Raw genomic sequence first — 20097 nt, forward strand, 5'->3', positions numbered from 1 at the left:
CCCGATGCCTGCCATTCGCCCCGCACGTCCTGACGATATTCCCGCCCTGGCGGCGGTCGAGCGTTCCGCCGCGTCCATTTTTCGCGAAGTCGGACTGGGCTGGGTGGCCGAGGGCGAGCCGTTGCCGGCGGATTATCTGGAGCAGCTGTGTCGTCACCGTACCTTGTGGGTGGCAACCGATGCCGACGATCAGCCGGTGGGCTTTCTGGCAGCGGAAACCATGGATCGCTCGTTTTTCATCGTCGAGCTGTCGGTGCATGCTGTGCATCAGAAACTGGGGTTGGCTACCGCTCTGATGGCCGCGGCGATCACCCATGCGCGGGCCGAACTGTTCGCAACGGTGAGCCTGACCACCTACCGGCATTTGCGCTGGAACGCGCCGTTCTATGCGCGGCTGGGGTTTGTCGAGGTCGAGGCGGCGAGTCTGGGCGAGGAACATGTGGCGCAGTTGCAGCATGAGGTGGACTTAGGCCATGACGCGGGGTTGCGGTGTGCGATGGTGTTGCGGCTGAAGGGCTAGGAGCCGCAGTTTGAGCCGAGGCGGGAAGCCTGCTGCGCAAGTTGGCCGCTGGAGAACGGCGTGGTCCGAAAACAGCGGCTATTGCTGGGTGATGAAGGAGGTCGGGACATGGTTCGTCAACCAGACGCCATTGTCGGCCTGGAAGAACTTGAAGCCCTGCTGATGCATTTTCAGCGCATCGATTTCCAGTACCACAGGCTTGCCGTATCGCTGTCCGACCGCGACGGCGGTGTTCACTTCCTGGGAGAGGTGAACATGGTGGCGGGAGCCCGGGATCAATCCCTTCTGTTGGATCGACTCCAGGAAACGGGTGGCTGTGCCGTGGTACAGGACCTCGGGCGGCACTTTCTCGATGTGCTGGATGCTGACCGTTTCGGTGGAGTGCCCCTGCACGGCACGAATGCAACGTGTGTCCTCAGAGAGGGCGAAGCGTTTTTTGTCGTTGCTGCTGACCACCGCCTGGATCAGTTCGCGGTCCAGAGTGCGGCCTGACTGGGCAGCGCCAGTGATCAGGGCGTCGATATCCGCCCAGCCTTCGCTGTCCAGTTGAAGGCCGATGGACTGGGGCTCGTGTCGTAGAACGTAGCTGAGGAACTTGCTGGTTTCGGTGAGTTTTTTTGTGTTCATCTTTTCCTTTTTGATTTTTTCCAAGTGAAGCGTGTTTCTTCATTTTTAAAATTATCACATCGAGCACTGGCGGGCACAGGTCGGCGTTTTCCTCGCCATGTGCTGAAGCAGAAAACTACTGCAAAGGGCCGCTTGATCGTTTTGCGAGGTCAGGGGTCAGTTCAATACCTCCGCTTGGCTTCCCGGCGGACCAGAGCAAATAGGAAGTCACATCGACGTAGTCTTTTGAGCTTAATCCGCCCGGATTGTTTGCAGGCATCTTTGAGGAGATGAATGTATAAAGTTCACCAATATTTTTCATGCGCAGAGACGCTTGAGCGTAAGGGGCCGCCGGATTGCTGCCATGGCATTGAGAGCAGATGCCTGAGAAAACCTCACGGCCATGATTAACCTGATCTTTCGTAAAAGAGTCGATTGGAGCGGCGTGTATCCCCGAAGATAGAAGCCACACCATAGCTGCGCCAGCCACCCGAAGCATCATTGTTCTCACCCTCTAGGAATATTTATGTATTACTAGGCTGTGTACGAAATTGTTTGAAACGCAGGTTAGGCAAGGCAAAAACCGGCGAGGAACGCCCGGGGTCGCGCCCGACTTGACTGGTTGTCAATGAGCATTTCGAGCCGGTTTTTAACGCCGCATAACCAAGTTTCAAGCGATTTCGTACATAGCCTAGTCTGGATTACTATTTCTGGGTGATGTTTTGATATGCACCCGTTGCGTTAAAAGTAATGCGCAGCCTATTGAATGTACAGGTCTGGACGATGATATTTTATCAGTGCCGCAGTGAAAGAAATTCAACAGTCTTTTGGTGTTGATGGTGTCGAGCAAATGCTACATTGGCTAACGTCTAAAACGCGCAAATAACGTAGCTTGTAGAGTGCGATTAATGAGCGCAGTAAATGAGACGTATTCGAAAGTCATCTAGCTAACAGTGAGGGTCGCGTCGTGATATTACCAGGCAAGGGTAAACATGTCCTGTTGTCAAGCATGTTGGGATTGGTCGCATTGTTTTCGGTCGCGCTTGTAGACGCAGCGGATTCGAACAGTGTCAGTCCGCCCGATCACTACTCTAAAAAATACACCAATGCCCAGTTTTACAAAGACGGCGTTTTTCAGAAGGACGTTGCGAAAAAAGCGGTTGAAGATATGCTCGATTTTTACAAGGAAGACTATACGTCTCTGATGGATAGTAAAATATGGGTCAGTGACTTTGGTCTTGGCGACTTTGAACATGTTGGGCTTTCAAGTGTTACATGGTTCAATAGTCAGAAAAGTGCTTATTTCGCCATGACCATGTACCTGCTTCCAGGCCAAATGATACCTGAGCATATCCACAGGCCAATTTCGATCCCGCCGGCAAAACCCGCGAAAGACGAGGCTTGGCGAGTTTTTCATGGTTTTGTCTACAATTTTTCAGAAGTGGGCTCTGTAACGAAAGATACGCCTCCAATTCCTTCTTCTTTTGGTCCCGTCCATAGTGGGAACATGACTATTCTGAAGAAAGGAGAGATCTCAAGTTTGAAGAAAATTGAAACCTGGCATTTTATGATGGCGGGGCCGGAGGGTGCGGTGGTTGATGAGTATGGTAGCAATCATGACAGAAGAGGCTGGTTTTCCTCAAACCCCAAGGTGCATCCAACTGACTGAAAGCAAAGGATAGGCTTGTCCTCTAGTCTCTGTGTTGTAATAGCACAGAGAAGTAGAGGACCTGGGCTCTGTATGAAAAACCTTGATACGCGGTCATTTGTCGTTGAAACGTAGTGTTTAGCATTTACGGCTTTAGCGACTCAACTATGTGCGGCGATCGCCGGTAGTAAAAATTGTGCTCGCATCATGTTTATCAGCTGTCTTAGTCCTGCAGGCATCTGTTTTCTGCTGGGATAGTAAATACACAGTGGCGGCCCGTCCGACGACCATTCAGGTAAAACAATTTCCAGCTCCTGACGTGTGATGTGCTGCCGTACCACTTCCTCCAGGACATAAGCAAATCCGACTCCATCCACAGCGGCATTGATGCGAGCCCCCGTTTCATTCAGGCAGATTCGTCCTTTCACCTCCAGCGACAACATTCGTTCATCGTTGCCCAGCTCCCATTGAAAAAGGGTACCGTCACCCAAGCGGGTTAAAATACATGGAAAGTTCAGGAGTTGCTGGGGGTGGAGGGGCGTCCATGACGTTTTAAGAAAGTGGGTGATGCGACCACTACCCATTTCAATATAGGTGTGAGGGGGACTGCGATCATGTCCTTGGGCACTCGCTCGCCGTAACGAATTCCCGCATCATATCCCTCTGCCACTATGTCAACGAATCTATCTTCCACGCTGACCTCTAAATCGATCTGCGGAAATTCGGAAGTGAATTTAGCCAGGACAGGTCTCGCCAATAGCAATGATGCATCTTGTGGCATATTGATTCTAAGCTTGCCTATCGGGAAACTACGAAGATGCTCAAGATCCCCGAGTGCTTGATCGATGGTGGAGAAACCAATTTCCAGTCGCGCCGAAAGCGCTGTTCCTGCGGGGGTGGCTACAAGCGTGCGGGTGGTGCGGTTGAGCAACCGCACCCCTAGTCTATCCTCCAGCTTACGTATAGTGTGGCTGAGTGCCGAAGTTGTCACACCGAGTTCAAGGGCAGCCTTTCTAAAGCTTCCGCACCGCATGATAGTGACGAAAACACGAAGATCTGCGAGCTCAGATCTAACACTCTTGGGCATACTGAAGATTCCGATGAGGTATAGTTCTAGATTGAAGCGGATTCACGCCACAAGTCAACCCCGCCCTCCGTTGCAAACAGATCAATATTGGCCAGTTCTTCAGCAGAGAATTCCAGATTCTGAAGAGCACCGAGTGAATTATTTAACTGTTCGACAGTCCGTGCACCGATGAGTGCTGAGGTAATCCGTGGATCACGTAACACCCAGGCGATCGCCATCTGTGCGAGTGTTTGATTGCGCTCTTTCGCAATTGCATTCAGCGCACGGATCCGGTCCAGGTTGGCGTCGCTCAGCATCTGATTATTGAACGACCCATTACGCGTAATCCTTGCTTGCGAAGGAATCCCCTGAAGGTACTTGTCGGTGAGCAAACCTTGAGCCAATGGCGAGAAAGCGATGCAGCCACTTCCGATCTCGGTCAGTGTATCCAGTAGCCCATCTTCGACCCAGCGGTTGAACATCGAATAGTTGGGCTGGTGTATGAAAAGTGGTACTCGTTCCTCAGCCAAGATGGCGGCGGCCCGGCGAGTCAGTTCGGGAGAGTAACTGGAGATACCCACGTACAATGCTTTTCCCTGCCGATGAAGGTGCGCCAGCGCTGACATTGTCTCTTCCAGCGGTGTCGTCGGGTCGACACGATGCGAATAAAATACATCCACGTAATCGAGGCCCATACGGCGCAGGGACTGGTCGAGACTCGCAATCAGATATTTTCGGCTTCCGCCGATCCCACCATATGGCCCCGGCCACATATCCCATCCCGCTTTCGTCGAAATGAACATTTCGTCGCGATAGGCTTTAAAGTCACATGCCATTACCCGCCCGAAGTTCTCTTCCGCCGAGCCTGGTGGAGGGCCATAGTTATTCGCCAAATCAAAGTGATTGATCCCGCTGTCGAAGGCTCGTCGTAAAATTGCCCGGCCCGTTTCAAAAACATCGGTTCCTCCGAAGTTTTGCCACAGGCCCAGAGAAATAGCGGGCAAATCGATCCCGCTGTTGCCGCAACGGCGAAGGGGCATCTTGTGATCGTAGCGATCAGCTGAAGGAAGATAATTCATGGTTCGTTCTCTGTCTGATTATGATTGAACAATTCACTACATCTGTATAAGTAGACGTCACGTCGCACCATTCGCACCGAGTATCTGTCCACTAGAAAAGCCAAGTTCGGCTGACCCGAGTGATACGTAGATTCCCGCCAGCTCGACCGGTTGTGCTGGTCAGCCCATTGGGTCTCTGCGCCCAAGTGCATTACGGTCTGCGGCGGTTGTCCGCCGCTCGACTGCAAAGGGGCATGTTGCGCCTGGTGCAACCGCATTGATTGATTGGAATATCGTCGGCACCAAAGGTACCAAGGTGCCGATGCTGTGGGGCATCGCTGAATTCAACGGATCATTGAGTAGAAATCAACTTTCCCTACTCTGTGCTTCTGTTTCAAACCGTGATCTTCGGCAACTGCCAGCCCCAGTTCACCGAAGCCAGGCGCAATGCGATGCAGGCCGTTGCGGCCAGCAGGGCGGCGGTCACCGGCGGTACACCCAGGCGCCGGGCGATGATCAGCGCGGCGGCACCGGTGAAGGCAGAGCTGGCATACAGGTCGGCCTGCAGCACCATCGGAATGCGCGCCAGCACGATATCGCGAATGACCCCGCCACCGACGCCGGTGATGGTGCCCATCAGCATCGAGACGAAGGGCGAGATGCCGAAGTTCAGTGCCTTCTGTGCACCGGCGATGGCGAACAGGGCCAGGCCTGCGGTATCCAGCAGGGTCAGCAGCGACTCCGACAGGCTGAACACCTGGGTATGAAAGACAAAGGCCAGCAGCCCCATGGCAAACGCCAGGGCCGGATAGCGCCAGTCGCGTATCGCGTTGGGGGCGTGGCGCCGATCAGCAGGTCGCGGGTGACGCCGCCACCCAGGGCCACGATGAAGGCAATCACCATCACCCCCAGCAGATCCAGGCCCGCGCGCATGGCACTGATCGCACCTTCAACGGCGAACACGGCGGTACCGACCAGGTCCGCAAGCAGCACCACCTGTTCGACTCGGGTTTTCATCAGCGGGTCCCTCTCTGGCCTGGGCGGGATACCACAACATTAGACGGTGAGTGGAGAGCCGTGAGGTGGGGCGGGGAGGCGATTTTGCTGATATCCGTTCTCTCCCGCGTAGCAGAGAGATCGTTGACGTCAAGATAGTGGCAAATTAATATTGTGACATCATATTAATATCATTCGTGCAGAAAACGGGCTGCCTGTCTCCTTGTAGAGAGATCAGGCGGCCCGTTTTTTGTGTGGAACGCCGAGATTTTTGACATGGACGTTCGCCAGTTCGCCTTCCTTGCGGGGCAGCCTTCTGCATCCCTGAAAAAACGTGACCATTTCCTCGGGTTGCCCAAGCGCGGGATAGCGTTCCTGCTGGCGAACGTCATGTTCTGGCAGCCGCTGTGGGCCCAGGCGGACGGCATCGTCGTCAGTGCCCCGGGAACCACGCTCGGGCAGGCAGGCAACGGCGTGCCCATCGTCAACATCGCCGCCCCGAACGGCAGCGGCCTGTCGCACAACCAGTTCCAGGACTACAACGTCGGCAGCAACGGCGTCATCCTCAACAACGCTACTGGCCGTACCCAGTCGACGCAGTTGGGCGGGATCATTCTTGGCAACAGCAACCTCAACGGGCGTGCCGCTTCGACCATCCTCAACGAAGTCAACGGCGGCAGTCCCAGCCAGTTGCGCGGCTATACCGAAGTGGCGGGGCAGTCGGCCCATGTGATCGTCGCCAACCCCTATGGCATCACCTGTAATGGCTGCGGCTTCATCAACACCCCGCAGGCGACGCTGACCACCGGCAAACCGGTGATCGAGAACGGCGAGGTCAGCCGTTACCAGGTGGACAAGGGCAGTGTGTCTATCGAAGGCGCGGGCCTGAACGCCAACAATCTCGACCGCTTCGAGATCATCACCCGCTCGGCCAAGCTCAATGCCGAGATCCAGGCCAAGAACCTGGCGATCATCGCCGGCGCCAACGATGTCGATGCCAAGACCCTCAAGGCCACCGCGCGCGCGGCCGATCCGGCGAGTGCTCCGCAACTGGCGATCGACTCCTCGGCGCTGGGTGGCATGTACGCCGGGGTGATCAAACTGGTCGGTACCGAAGCGGGGGTTGGGGTCAAGCTCGACGGCAAGATGGTCGCCAGTGGGGGCGACATCCAGCTCGATGCCAACGGCCACCTGAGCCTGGTCGATACCGCCGCGACCGGGGCGGTCAATATCAAGGCCCAGAGCCTGGAAGCCAAGGGGCCTGTCTATGCCGGCAGCACTCTGGACGTGAAGACCGCCGGTGACCTGACCAGCCAGAACAACTTGGTAGCCAAGGACCGCATCACCGTGAACAGCGGCGGCCAACTGACCAACAACGGCATCATCGAAGCCGGGGTCAACGCCGATAACAGCCGCAATACCGAAGGCGACGTCAGCGTCACCGCGCAGAACTTCAGCAACACCGGCAAGAGCGTCATCGCCAGCCGCGACCTGAAGGTCACCGCTACCCAGACCCTGGGCAACCAGGGCGGTACCCTGAGTGGCCAGCGCCAGACCACGGTCACTGCCGGTACCCTCGACAACCAGAACCGGGGCCGGGTTCTCAGTGCCGACCGCCTGAACCTGACCGCCGACACGGTGCTGAACGGGCAGGGCGGCCTGATCAACAGCGTCGGGCAACTGACCGCGAGCCTCGGCCACCTGAACAACAACGGCGGTGAAGTTTCCAGCAAGGCCAGCAGCACGTTGAGCCTCGGCACGATGGACAACCTCACCGGCCTAGTGATGGCCGAGAACACCCTGGGCCTCACCGCCACCGGCACGATCAACAACCAGAACGGCGTGATCTCCGGCTGGCAGGGCCTGACTGTCACCGGCACCCGCCTGGACAACCGCAACAGCGGTACCGTCTCCAGCCGCAGCGGTGATGTCTCAGTCACCCTCAGCGGCGCGCTGCTCAACAGCCAGGCCGGCGCAGTGGTGAGCCAGAAAGCCCTGACCATCACCGCCGACAGCCTCGACAACAGCGACCAGGGCGTTCTCTCCAGCGGGGATGCCCAGAAGCTCACCATCACTGGCCTGCTCGACAACACCCTTGGCGGCTCCATCACCAGCTCGGCTGCCTTGACCCTGCAGGCGATGGCCCTGAACAACGCCGGTACGATCAGCGCCGATGATGCCCTGAGCTTCACCGGCATCGACCTGGACAACAGCCACGGCACCTTCACCGGCAAGGCCGGTGTCACCCTCGACCTGCTCGGCGCCCTGACCAATCACTACGGCAAGCTCTCCAGCGCCGGCCCATTGCTGGTCCAGCGCAGTGCACAGATCAACAACCAGCACGGCGGCATCAACAGCCAGGGCCTGCTGACCCTGCTCACCGGCGATTTGGACAACAGCCAGCAGGGCACCATCGGCGCCACCGATACCTTACTGATAACCAGCAGTGGCAAGGTCGACAACAGCGCCGACGGCCTGATCGCCAGCCGCAATGCCGACCTGCAACTCACTGCCGACAGCCTGAATAACGCCAAGGGCTCGCTGCAGGGCAAGGGCGCGGTCACCCTGAACGTTACGGGCGATATCGACAACCAGAGCGGCAAGGTCATTGCCCAGGACGGTGACCTGACCGTCACCGCTGCCAACCTCGACAGCCGCGGGGGCCTGCTGTCCAGCGTCAAGGGTGCCTTTGAAAGCCACATCATTGGCGTCTTGAAGAATGGCCTGAACGACAACAACCAGGGCGGCACGATCCAGGCGCAGCGCCTGGCCCTCAATGCCTTCGGCGGCATCGACAACAACGGTGGTCGCATCGCCGCCCAGGCCGGCGACGCGCTGCTCGATGCCCGCAGCGGCAATATCGACAACCGCAACGGCGGCCTCTACGCCTCTAACCTGGTGCAGGTCAGCGGCAAAGACCTGGACAACAGCGGTGACCAGGGCGGCAAGATCAGCGCCAGCGAAATCAGCTTCTTCCTGCTGGGCAAGCTGAACAACCGCCAGGGCATCATCGAAAGTGGCAGCACCCTGTCGACCACGGCGGCCAGCCTGGACAACCAGAACGGCCAACTGCGTTCGCTGGGCCGTAGCCTCAAAACCCTCTTCGCCATCGGCGGCCTGCTCGACAACAGCAACGGCACCCTGGAAACCGCCAATACCGATATTGCGCTCGACGCCGGCAGTTTCCGCAACCAGGGCGGCAGCCTGCTGCACGTCGGTACCGGGATCTTCGGCCTGTCCATGGCCAACCTCGAGGACGTCGGCGGGCGCCTGGTCACCCACGGCGACCTGACGCTCGACGGCGACAGCTGGACCAACAGCACCTCGATCCAGGCCGAGCACCTGACCGTCAACGTCAACCACCTGACCCAGACCGCCAGCGGCCAACTGCTGTCGACGTCGGGCCTGAAGGGCCGCGGGATCGACTGGAGCAACGATGGGCTGTTCGGCACCGACGGTGCCCTCGACGTCGACCTGAGCGGCCACTACACCGGCAAGGGCCGCCTGAGCAGCCTCGGTATCCTGGATTTCCACGCGGCGCAGGCCGATCTGGAGAGTACGGCGAGCATCGCCGGCGGTGGCGACACCACGATCAACCTCGATGCCTTGCTCAACAACGCCGGGCGCGTGACCTCCAGCAACAACCTGAAGCTGACCGCAGCCGGTGTGACCAACACCGGTACCCTGGGCAGCGGCAAGGACCTGCTGGTCACCACCGGGGCGCTGGTCAACGACCAGGGCCTGATCTCCAGCGGCGGCGACCTGCAGTTGCTGACCAGCCGCTTCACCAATAGCTATGCGCAGGTCTACAGCCTGGGGACGGCGTTGATTGCCCGCGACACGGCGGGGACCCAGGCCGATCTGCTGGATAACCGCTCGGGGGACATCGAGAGCCTCGGCAAGCTGACGATTGCGGCGACCACCGTCAACAACGTCATGGATGTGCTGGAATACACCGAGCATGAAAAGAGTGCCACGGGCATTACCCGGCTTTCCTGCACGCTGATCCCCGTGGCCGGCTGCGATGATCGGGGGGGTGGCCGTATCAACGGCCTGTGGGAACTGGCGGAAACCGATCGCCTGAATGTCACCCGCAGCACCGCGGCCGCCAGCCTGACCAGCGGCGCCGACCTGCAGATCGACACGCAAACGCTGAACAACACCAGCAGCCTCATTGCCGCGACCGGCAATGTGCAGGTCAACGCCAGCACGATCAACAACAAGGGCTTGCAACCGCAGGAAATCAAAACCACGCGCCGCTACTGGAGTTTCGTCAACGAAACCGGCGCCGCGGCCGGCGCTGCCGCCACGTTCAACGCCAGAAACAACCCGACGCCCTCGGCTTCCTACGGTTCGGACCTGAGTGCGTTCTTCCGCTGGGCGACCGTCGACCTGGGGGGGACTTCAGTCACCACCAACATCAGTGACAAGTCCTACGACGCCATCATCCAGGCCGGTGGCAATGTCACGCTCAATGCCGATAACAAGATCAGCAACAGCGTCATCCGGCCTTTTTATGAGTATGTCGCAGCAGGCCGCACCGCCGCCGACACGGGGACGGGTAACGGTTTTTCGACGGCGGTGTACATCAACGCGCAGCTCCCGCCCGACCTGGCCCAGCAGCAGATCAACCCGGTGGCCTTGCCCGGCTTCAGCTTGCCGACCGGGCAGAACGGCCTGTTCCGCCTGAGCGGGCAGGGCAGTACGGCCCAGGCCGCCAACCCGCCGCATGTACCGGGCCTGCCGGATACCTCGGGGCGCTCCAGCCCGCAGAAATACCTGATCGAAACCAACCCGGTGCTCACCGACCTCAAGCAGTTCATGAGTTCGGACTACCTGCTGTCCAACCTGGGCTACGACCCGGACACCAGTGCCAAGCGCCTGGGTGATGGTTTCTACGAGCAGAAACTGATCCAGCAGGCGGTGACCGCCCGTACCGGGCAGCGTTTCATCGATGGGCAGACCTCCGATGACGCGATGTTCAAGTACCTGATGAACAACGCGGTCGCCAGCAAGCAGGAACTGAATCTGCAACTGGGCGTAACCCTGACCTCCGAACAGGTCGCGGCCCTGACCCACGATATCGTCTGGATGGAAAACCAGACCATCAACGGTGAGCAGGTCCTGGTTCCGGTGCTTTACCTGGCCAATGCCAATAACCGCCTGGCGGACAATGGCGCGCTGATCCAGGGCGCTGATGTGAGCCTGATCGCCGGCAAGGACCTGGAAAACGCCGGCACCCTGCGGGCCAGCAACAACCTGAAGGCGACCGCCAACAATGACCTGGTGAACAGCGGTCTGCTGGAGGCGGGCAATCGTCTCGACGCCTTGGCGAACAACAACCTCAGCAACAAGGCCGGCGGGATTATCGCCGGGCGCGACGTGAGCGTGACGGCCGTCACGGGCGATGTGCGCAACGAGCGGACGGTGACCACGCATCAGAGCCATGACGGCCTGATCAGCCATCGCAAGGATTTTGCGGACAGTGCTGCGCGTATCGAGGCGGGCAATGACCTGAGCGCCAAGGCGGGTCGTGATGTCGTCAGCCAGGGCAGTGTCCTGCAAAGTGGGCGCGACACACAGATCACGGGCGGGCGGGATGTCAGCATCGCCTCGGCCGAGCAGGCCAGCAGTGTCCGCTATGACAACTACGCCAGTGCCCAGGTGACTCAGTTGAGTTCGACGCTGAGTTCCGGGCGGGATGTGTCCATCAGTGCCGGGCGCGATCTCGGCAGCACCGCCAGCCAGATTGATGCCAAGCGTGACATCTCCATGGCTGCGGTGGGTAATCTCACGTTGTCTTCGGCTGCGAACGAGAGTGAGTACAGCGGTTGGAACAAGAAGTATCGGGGGGAGGATAACCATACCAGCCAGGTTTCTACCCTGGTCAACGCGGGCGGCAATCTGACGATGACGGCTGGCAAGGATCTGGGACTGGTAGCCAGTCGGGTCAGTGCCGCGAATGAGGCGTACCTGTCCGCTGGGGCGAATCTGACGCTGCAGTCTGCGGAGAATCAGGACTACAGCTTCTACAGCAAAACCTCGAAAAACGCGTCGGGCAAGAAAAGCCGACTGGATGAGGTGGCTAGTACCACCCATATGGGGAGTTCGGTCACCAGTGGTCAGAGCGCCACGCTGCTGGCAGGTAACGACCTGATCGTAAAAGGCAGTGAGGTTGCGGCTGACAAGGGGGCCGCCAAGCTGGTCGCCGGTAACGATGTGCAGATCGTCGCGGCCACCGATTCCAACAGCGCCCATCATGAAAGCAGCAAGAGCAAAAGCAGTTGGGGCGGCCTGAAATCGAGCAAGGTTCAGGACAAGGTCGCCGAAACCCAGACCACGGCGGTGGGCAGTGTCATCTCCGGTAATACCGTCGATGTGGCGGCCTTGCATGATGTGAATGTGAAGGGCTCCGGTCTGGTCAGTACCCAGGACCTGACCGTCAAGGCTGGTCGCGACCTGGTCATCGACGCGGCTGAGAACACCTTCACCCGCACGGAGATGCATAAGGAGAAGAATCGTGACCTGACCGGTGTGCTGACGGCCAACAACCTGGGCGTTGACGACATTACGGGCAACCAGCATCTGTCCATCAGCAGCAAGAGCCATAACGGCCAGTCGGACCAGACGACATTGACGGGTAGCACGGTCGGTTCCAGTCAGGGGAATGTAACCCTTACGGCCGGTCGCGACCTGACGGTGGTAGCGAGTGACCTGGTCAGCACCAAGAACATGAGCCTGACCGGCTCCAACATCAGCATCGCTGCCGGGATGGAGAGTGCTAGCCAGAGCACGACTGACAAATCTGCCAGCCTGGCGGTTGGCCGGGTGATGGGCGGTGCTGTCGTAGATGGCGTCAACACCATCCGTAGCGCGGTCAAGGCGGCGAAGAATGCCGATGATCCCAAGCTCAAGGCGGTGAAGTTGGCTCAGGCTGCACTGGCTGCCTACAACCTGGGGGTAATCGGGGCCTCACTATCCGAGAGTGCAGACGCCTACCTCAACAAGAAGGCCAGCCCTTCGGCTAATGGTTCGTTGATAAAGATTGGTACCGAGCTCTCCAACACTCACAGCAAAAGTACTAGTGAGTATGAGAGCAAGACAGCCAAGCAAAGCTCACTCAACGTAGGGCAGACACTGGCTATCGAGGCGACGGGAAAGGCGGCTGGTACGGCCGGTGATATCCACGTTATCGGTAGCACTTTGAAGGCCGCTGATACTGATTTGACGGCCAAGCACGACATCGTTCTGGAAAGTGCGCAGAACACCGCAGATTGGGCCAATAACAGTTCCAATAACAGAACAGCCATTGGTGCCAGCTTCAATATCGGTCAGCAGACTGGCTTCACCCTGGATCTGGGAGCCCAGATCGCCAAGAGCCTGGGTACCGGTGGTTCGGTGACCCAGGTCAACAGCACGCTGGACACCGGCGCACTGACCCTACATAGCGGCAAGGACACCACCCTGGCGGGTGCACAGGTACGGGCCAAATCGATCGATGCGCTGGTCGAGGGCAGCCTCAACATCGCCTCGCGCCAGGACTCCGAGACCGAGAAGAACAAGCAAGGCAGTGCCGGTATTGGTGGCAGCATCTGTATCCCGCCGTTCTGCTACGGCGTGCCGGTCGTGGTGTCGGCCAACCTTGCCGCCGGCAACATGAAGAGCAATTACCAGGCGGTCGAGGACCAGAGCGGGCTGTTTGCAGGGGCAGGGGGCTATGACATCTATGTTGGTCACAACACCACCTTGCAAGGTGCGGTCATCGCCAGTGATGCGACGGCGGACAAGAACCTGCTCAGCACCGATCGCCTGATTGCCAGCGATATCAAGAACAAGAGCGAAATAAAAAGTACTTCTGTCAGTGTCAGTGGCTCGGTTGGCTTTGGCGGTGGTGCGGTGAGCGCAGGCCTGGGCGGCATGTTCGGCATGTCACTCAGCGATTCGGACAGCAGCAAGACCCGTAGCGCCGTCAGTGAGGGCACCATCGTCGTTCGTAACACTGAGGGGGCCAACGACCTGGTGGGGCTGAGCCGCGATACGGCCAACGCCAACGAGAAGCTCGACCGGCCTGACAAGAAGGCGATGGAAGAGCGCATGGAGCTGATTCGCAGCTCCGTGGAGTTGGTCAATGGGGTTTCGGATGCGATTGCCACGGCCAAGATGAAGGCGGCTCAGGACCCGAACAGCGACGAGTACAAAGCTGCTCAGCAACAGTTGCTGGATAAGGGGAACGCCAACCCAACTGGGGATCAGATTGCCCAGCAGGTTAGCCAAAGTTACGGCGTGGGCAGCAGCTTCAAAAAGGCGGCTCAGGCTGTCAGTGCAGTTGTGCAGGGTGTTCTGGGCGGGAACATCGGTGGTGCGCTGGCGGGGGCGGCGGCGCCCTATGTCGCCCAGAGCATCAAGGAGGCCACCAAGGGGGACGACGCCGCAAACCTGATGGCGCATGCCGTCTGGGGAGCAGTGCTTGCAAGCTCGCAAGGTAACTCCGCTTTGGCCGGTGCGGCAGGTGCAGGCCTTGGTGAGTACATCGCCAAGCAACTGTACCCGAATAAGTCTGTTGATCAGTTGACCGAGTCGGAGAAACAGACAGTTTCGGCGCTGTCGACGCTTGCTGGTGGCCTGGCCGGTGGGTTGGCGGCCGGTGGGTTGGAAAACGCTATTGCTGCTGCTGGAGCTGCGAAGAATGCGGTAGAGAACAACCATCTGAGTTTCGAAGAAGGACTCTCTCTAGTCGAGAAACGGCGGAAGTACATGTCTTCTTGCCTAGGCAGTTCTTCAGCTGAATGCCAAGAATTGGCTGCCGATATTCAGGCATTACTCAAGAAAGGGGAGAGTGAGCTCAAACATGAAGTCATAAGCGAAGCCTCCGATATGACGTGGGCTTCCAGTAAGGATCATTACCCTGGCGAGATCGTCATGTGCAAGATCTCGTCTACCGGAGTTTGCGTTGTTACGGATCAGTCTCTGAAAACTGCTCAGGGTGATGAGTGGTACCTGAAGCCTGCGACTGTGGAGCAGTCATTGGCGGGGCAGGCAGATCAGGTGAAGCTTAAGAGCGATCTGCAGGCAAATCTGAACCAGATTGCTGCTGATGCCTTCGCTGGGGGCTGTGGTGGTATGGGGCCGATTGGCATTGGTTGCCAGCTCTCGATGGCAGCTGGTGTGGCAAACCCGGTGACGGGAGCCGAGGCGACCATAGGGGAGCGAATTGGTTGGTTTGCTCAGGCTCTTCTGAATGTGGTTGGTTTGAAAGCAGCCGTTTCGGCAAATGGTATAAAGTCAGCATCGGAGGCCGAGAGAGGACTTGGTGGTACCAGCGGTCATGAGTTTGCCGAGACCGTTACAGAGGGGGGGAGTGGACAGGCGCTCGCTGGCCACGGTGTGATGAACGGCAGTGGTGTGTCAATGCAATATGTTTCTCCTGAGGGCACATTTGTTATTTCTCCACGGCCTGGCATAACCATCTCTGATTCAACTGGTAAAATTTTGGAGCAGCTTACATCGGTAGAACAGTTGGAGCATACTATTAAGAGTGGGATTGCTCCAAATGGATATATTCTCTCTGATCGAAATTATGCGGATCTTCGGAATTATCAGGTGACAAAGCCTGGTGAGACTGGATATAATTATACTTTGCTTAGTCCAGGTTTTCAGGGTAAGCCTCTGAATATTTTGAGTAATTCAACTACAACTAACGCGCCGACTCAGCTTTCAGAATTTTTGGAGCCAAATATGGGTTGCGTTTTCTGGGCTGCTTGCACTCAGCCCGTTCCATACATACCGTCGAAGTAGTGATTATGAATAAATTCAATGTTTTTTCAGACTTGACTGACTATTCTTATGGGATAGCGCCTTATATTTTGAAAGGGGTGAAAAATGTTGGTTGGATTGATGTTGAATCTGAGTTTTCGACGGGAGACATGCCGATTTCGACTTTTAATAAATTGAAGTCTCTTGTCGATGGCGCTGGTTGTGTTAAGCCTCTTGTGGAGCCGCTTCGGGAATTTCCTGTTTGTGAATTATGTGGTGAGATTAAGCTGTTTGGGTCTTCTGGGAGATTAATACCTGATTCTGGGCTTTGGATTCCTGGGCGTGAAGTTGTCTATGCGTCTCCTGTGATGATTCTCCATTATATTGAGGTTCATGGTTATCTTCCTCCTGTAGAATATATTTCTGCAATTGATGCGTTGGATGAAAATATTCCTTTTGTTGCAGATGACGTATATAGAGAAAGGTTGTGGCATAGCGAGTGGGGTAAGTTATCGGCTGAGGAGAAAATGGATATTGCTAGAGTAAATAGCGAGCGAATGTCTGCCGGAAAATCAAATTAGGCTGGCCGGGAAGGGCGGAGGAGCTGGGGCAGATTTTTTTAGGGTTTATTTTCTGCAATAGAAACGGCAGTAGAAACGGGGACGTAGAAACGGGCGTCTGCAGAAACGGGGACGGATTTATTTTCTCCGATTTATTTTCTCCGATAATGCTCTGCAACGAGGCCAGCTGACAGGAACAGATCGTTTCGTGGGCGAGGTGGAAAGGATTATTGGTTTACGGATAGAGAAACGAGGTCCGGGGCGGCTGGGGCGAGAGTCAGGGAAATAAGGAAAATAAATCCGTCCCCGTTTTTGGTCCCCGTTTTTGCGAGCAGCCGAGGCACTAGGCCGACAAATATGAACGTTACTTGTGAAACACCACACTAGGCTGTGTACGAAATAGCTTGAAACGCATGTTAGGCAAGGCAAAAGCCGGCGAGGGACGGCCGAGGTCGTGCTCGACTTGAGTGGTTGCCAATGAGCATCCCGAGCCGGTTTTTAAAGCCGAATAACCAAGTTTCAAGCTATTTCGTACATACCGATACATTCTAGCGGTTACTCCGATTAAATATTCACTCGGCTGCAGCCTGGATAGATTTAATCAGCACCGACGTAGCCTCATCTTTCGGGTCGATCGATGTAGCAATTTCAGCCGCAGATTGTTTCTGTTTCTCATCTGCCAGGGGGACCGTCTGACTAAGGACCACTAGCAGGTTACGTTGGCCATCTTCACTTGATTCTGGGAACTGTTGAATGACCAAAGGAATAGCACGCGGATCCTTTAAACTGACTAGGACATTGGTTGCGTAGGATCGCACGGTGCCGTCGTCGCTTGCGGACGCTTTGGTCAGAGCCTTTAAATCGTCTTCTTCAACAACTGCTTTCAGTGCTCCGCGTTGACCAGCATTTGATTGAGCAATTTCGTTAAGGGAGACAAGCGCACCAAGCTTTGTTCGATAGGAAGTGTCAGTGCTCTGTACTTTGATTAACAGGGGTCTTGCAGCGGACATTCCTTTTTTTCCGAGCTCAGCGCGGGCATCGCGCCGCACATAGGTACTGTCGGAGTTCAAGCTGTTGATTAATTCATCAATCGTTTGAGTTTCCTCATCTGCATAAGCCATTTGCAGTAGTGACCAAGACGAACCATCAATAGCAGGCATTACTTTAACGACAGCGCCTGTTCCAGTCGCGCTGGGGCATGGGCCAACCTTGGCAATTAATTTATTAGCCCCGTCGTTTAGGCTTGCATCCTGGGAGTTGTAATGCCATTGCAGGGTATTTCCTGATCCTAGATGTGGTCTTAATAAAGCAGCATCAATGCAGCTAAATATTTGTTCTCTATCACCAATGTTGACGATCAGAGCCAATTTTTTGCGAACAATGTCCTTGTCGAAAACTACAAAGTCATAACTGGTTTTTAATCGGGATCCAAAAAAATCATTGTCGCCCTCGAAAACCATCGTAGCCTCTCTAGTGTCCCCTCTATTTTTATACGTAGGTAACGTCCGTCCATACGGTCCAAAATTATAAAGAATATGACGACTGCGAGTGCCGCACACCCGATGATCGTCATTGATTGGCCCGGTAGGGTGACACTGGCCTTAGAGCCGAAATCACCAAGAATTATTCCTAACCCTGTGCAGAACATGAAAATTTTTAATGTGAAGTTACCAAGTTGCATTGCTTCGAAAAAGGTGCCTATTCCAATCATAACCAACCCCATAACTAGGGCTGAGTAAAAAATAGGACCTGTCTCAACTGGCCGATTGTGCGACTCTAACTTGTCGTTCATGGTTGCTCCGGATTGCTGATTATAAGTGGGTCACCACTAGACTCAACAACCCAATGAGCGCATGTGCTTAAAGTGGTGACTGGACCAATGCTAGTCGGCACCTAGGCACTTGTCCAGCAATGTCGGAAGTGAGGGGCTGGACTGAAACTTCTTATTGGTATAACATTTTTCTGGTTAATTGCCTGTTCTACAAAAGCTGCATTGTTAATGCTTTCGTCTTGATAAGGGTGCAGGTTTTCAATTTTAATTTCCATCTTCGCTAGCCAAGTGATAGGATGGCTATTTTGATGACCTCAAAATGCTATGGCTCAAAGGATTGCTGCGGCATCGTTGGCCCTGATGTGTTTATTTGGAAGCACTTCTGCATTGGCCTGGAAGCTGGTGGATGGGAAAGCATCGCTCACTAACGGTGAGGGTGAATATTGCAAACTCTGGGAGATGGATGCCGCGGCGATCATGATGGCGTGGCAAGAAAGAAAGCCTCCTTTGTCTGTGTATCCCTCGGATCAGTACCAAAAGCCGGACGCGTTTACCTGGCGTCTCCGAACAGTTCTTTTGAAAGAAGCGCTTGCCTACTCTCAGAAAGCAACCGAGGAGGAGAGGCAGAAGGATATTACCGAGTTTGTAAAACATACCAGGATAGAGTGCGTGAAATTGATCTTGAAAATTCCACCAACACCCTGAGACGGATTCTGGGTCCTGACTTAATCGGAGCAAGAATTCAGGTATCTACCCGCCGTCGCCTTGACCGAGAGCGCAACGCTCACCTACACCGTCAATATCTCCCGTATCCGACTCTCCAGACTATCCAGCACAAACGGCTTGGTCATCACCTGCATGCCGCAAGGCAGTTCGCCATCGCTGATCGCCGAATTCTCGGCGTAGCCCTTGATGAACAGCACCTTGAGCTGGGGGCGAAGGTCCATGCCGGCCCAGAAACCGGAGAAACGGGGACAGATTTATTTTCTGAACCGTTTGCTACTCTGAAAGCTTCAACGGAAGGAGGCTTCAGGTATGCCCAGGATGGGACGTATTGTTTTACCAAACTACCCGCACCATGTAGTACAACGCGGTCATAACCGTCAGATAGTGTTTGCGGATGCGGAAGATTATCACCGTTATCTCGAAAATCTGCGGGAACTCAAGGAAGTATTCGGCGTGAAGGTCTATGCCTATTGCCTGATGACCAATCATATTCATCTTTTGCTAGCCCCGGTGAAGCAGTTGCAGGGTTGGGCCAGTTGATGAAGGCGCTGGCAGCACGGACGACACGTTATCGCAATCGGCTGGAGGGTCGTTCGGGCACCTTGTGGGAAAGCCGATACAAGTCCAGTGTCGTGCAATCGGATGCTTATCTGCTGGCGTGTTGTCGCTACATCGAACTGAATCCTGTGCGTGCTCGAATGGTCGCTGATCCGGTAGATTACCCATGGTCGAGCTATCAAGCTCGGATGAGTGGTGTAGAAAACGACTGTTTGCTGGATGTTGATCCTTGCTTCGCTGCTTTGGGTGATACTGCGAAAGAACGTGGCCAGCGTTACGAGGCATTTGTTCGACAAGCTGTTGCAACTGATGAAATCAGCCTTATCCGCGATGCTTTGCAAAGAAGTCAGCTGACCGGGACGGATCGTTTCGTGGACGAGGTGGAAAGGATTATTGGCTTACGGATAGAGAAACGAGGTCCGGGGCGGCCGGCTCGAGAGTCAGGAAAATAAATCCGTCCCCATTTTTCGTTTTTAATAGTGTTTAAAGATTGTGCTGCTGGAAGTGTTCCTGTTGTTCAGTCGGTTCTGATGTTATCTCTTGATGACTTGGGGCGAACACCGAGAACCAAGCCTTTTTCCATGTGCTCAGTGATGCGGGCTGAGAGGGCCTCGCGCTCCTCTGCGCTGGGCCAGCTGGACAGCAGTTTTGCTACTTGCGCACGTTTGTAGTTTTCCAAGTTTCTGTCGTCGACGTCGTAAGGGATTCTGTGTATCTTGGGTTTTATCAATAGTTTTCCGGGGGTTTGATTGAAGGCCAGCTCCAGCAGGGTCGGGTTGTTGTTTTTTATTGTCCGGATGCTTTTATTGTCGGTAACGGTGATTTCTGGTTTTAG

At 55.8% G+C, this 20097-nt stretch carries 12 protein-coding genes and 2 pseudogenes; 6 read left to right on the forward strand and 8 right to left on the reverse strand.

Annotated features, from left to right (window positions below; all coding sequences use genetic code 11):
- Nucleotides 1-4 precede the first annotated feature (4 nt).
- Entirely contained in the window at nucleotides 5-520 is a 516-nt protein-coding gene (locus ACZ5KU_RS10995) for a GNAT family N-acetyltransferase (RefSeq protein WP_464737134.1), read from the forward strand.
- A 78-nt stretch (nucleotides 521-598) separates the two neighbouring features.
- Here the strand turns inward: ACZ5KU_RS10995 and ACZ5KU_RS11000 are convergent, their stop codons facing one another.
- Nucleotides 599-1147 (reverse strand): RNA 2'-phosphotransferase, encoded by a 549-nt coding sequence (locus ACZ5KU_RS11000; RefSeq protein WP_054056409.1) that lies wholly within the window; start codon nucleotides 1145-1147, stop codon nucleotides 599-601.
- 115 nt (nucleotides 1148-1262) lie between these two features.
- The gene (locus ACZ5KU_RS11005) at nucleotides 1263-1628 is read right to left on the reverse strand and encodes a c-type cytochrome (protein ID WP_152974256.1); all 366 of its coding nucleotides are present in this window, start codon (nucleotides 1626-1628) and stop codon (nucleotides 1263-1265) included.
- A 507-nt stretch (nucleotides 1629-2135) separates the two neighbouring features.
- On the opposite strand from ACZ5KU_RS11005, the gene ACZ5KU_RS11010 reads away from it, so the two are divergent.
- Nucleotides 2136-2795, forward strand: a complete 660-nt coding sequence (locus ACZ5KU_RS11010; protein WP_054056405.1) for a hypothetical protein — start codon at nucleotides 2136-2138, stop codon at nucleotides 2793-2795.
- A 140-nt stretch (nucleotides 2796-2935) separates the two neighbouring features.
- On the opposite strand, the pseudogene ACZ5KU_RS11015 reads toward ACZ5KU_RS11010, so the two are convergent.
- The 4 genes and pseudogenes from ACZ5KU_RS11015 to ACZ5KU_RS11030 all read right to left on the reverse strand — a co-directional run bounded on the left by ACZ5KU_RS11015 (nucleotide 2936) and on the right by ACZ5KU_RS11030 (nucleotide 5915).
- Nucleotides 2936-3861, reverse strand: a pseudogene (locus ACZ5KU_RS11015) (LysR family transcriptional regulator).
- A gap of 26 nt (nucleotides 3862-3887) precedes the next feature.
- Nucleotides 3888-4919, reverse strand: a complete 1032-nt coding sequence (gene mgrA, locus ACZ5KU_RS11020; protein ID WP_054056404.1) for an L-glyceraldehyde 3-phosphate reductase — start codon at nucleotides 4917-4919, stop codon at nucleotides 3888-3890.
- Between the two features lie 373 nt (nucleotides 4920-5292).
- Nucleotides 5293-5688, reverse strand: coding sequence for a trimeric intracellular cation channel family protein (locus ACZ5KU_RS11025; protein ID WP_464737135.1), 396 nt, complete (start codon nucleotides 5686-5688; stop codon nucleotides 5293-5295).
- Nucleotides 5628-5915: a trimeric intracellular cation channel family protein gene (locus ACZ5KU_RS11030; protein ID WP_464737136.1), complete on the reverse strand. Its 288-nt coding sequence runs from the start codon at nucleotides 5913-5915 to the stop codon at nucleotides 5628-5630. Before ACZ5KU_RS11030 ends, ACZ5KU_RS11025 begins: the two co-directional genes overlap by 61 nt.
- A 255-nt stretch (nucleotides 5916-6170) precedes the next feature.
- Between ACZ5KU_RS11030 and ACZ5KU_RS11035 the strand changes: the two genes are divergently transcribed.
- Nucleotides 6171-15689, forward strand: coding sequence for a two-partner secretion domain-containing protein (locus tag ACZ5KU_RS11035; RefSeq protein WP_464737137.1), 9519 nt, complete (start codon nucleotides 6171-6173; stop codon nucleotides 15687-15689).
- 5 nt (nucleotides 15690-15694) lie between these two features.
- Nucleotides 15695-16228, forward strand: coding sequence for a DUF7919 family protein (locus ACZ5KU_RS11040; RefSeq protein ID WP_464737138.1), 534 nt, complete (start codon nucleotides 15695-15697; stop codon nucleotides 16226-16228).
- A 551-nt stretch (nucleotides 16229-16779) separates the two neighbouring features.
- On the opposite strand, the gene ACZ5KU_RS11045 is transcribed toward ACZ5KU_RS11040, so the two are convergent.
- Complete coding sequence (locus ACZ5KU_RS11045; protein ID WP_464737139.1) at nucleotides 16780-17667, reverse strand: HEAT repeat domain-containing protein; 888 nt, start codon at nucleotides 17665-17667, stop codon at nucleotides 16780-16782.
- A gap of 635 nt (nucleotides 17668-18302) precedes the next feature.
- On the opposite strand from ACZ5KU_RS11045, the gene ACZ5KU_RS11050 reads away from it, so the two are divergent.
- On the forward strand, nucleotides 18303-18683 hold the full coding sequence (locus ACZ5KU_RS11050; RefSeq protein WP_464737140.1) for a hypothetical protein: 381 nt from the start codon (nucleotides 18303-18305) through the stop codon (nucleotides 18681-18683).
- Nucleotides 18684-18766: 83 nt separating this feature from the next.
- On the opposite strand, the gene ACZ5KU_RS11055 is transcribed toward ACZ5KU_RS11050, so the two are convergent.
- Complete coding sequence (locus ACZ5KU_RS11055; protein ID WP_464737141.1) at nucleotides 18767-18925, reverse strand: response regulator; 159 nt, start codon at nucleotides 18923-18925, stop codon at nucleotides 18767-18769.
- 88 nt (nucleotides 18926-19013) lie between these two features.
- On the opposite strand from ACZ5KU_RS11055, the pseudogene ACZ5KU_RS11060 reads away from it, so the two are divergent.
- Nucleotides 19014-19714: pseudogene (locus ACZ5KU_RS11060) on the forward strand (transposase).
- Nucleotides 19715-20097 lie beyond the last annotated feature (383 nt).

The sequence above is a fragment of the Pseudomonas sp. Tof1 genome, from assembly GCF_055390395.1.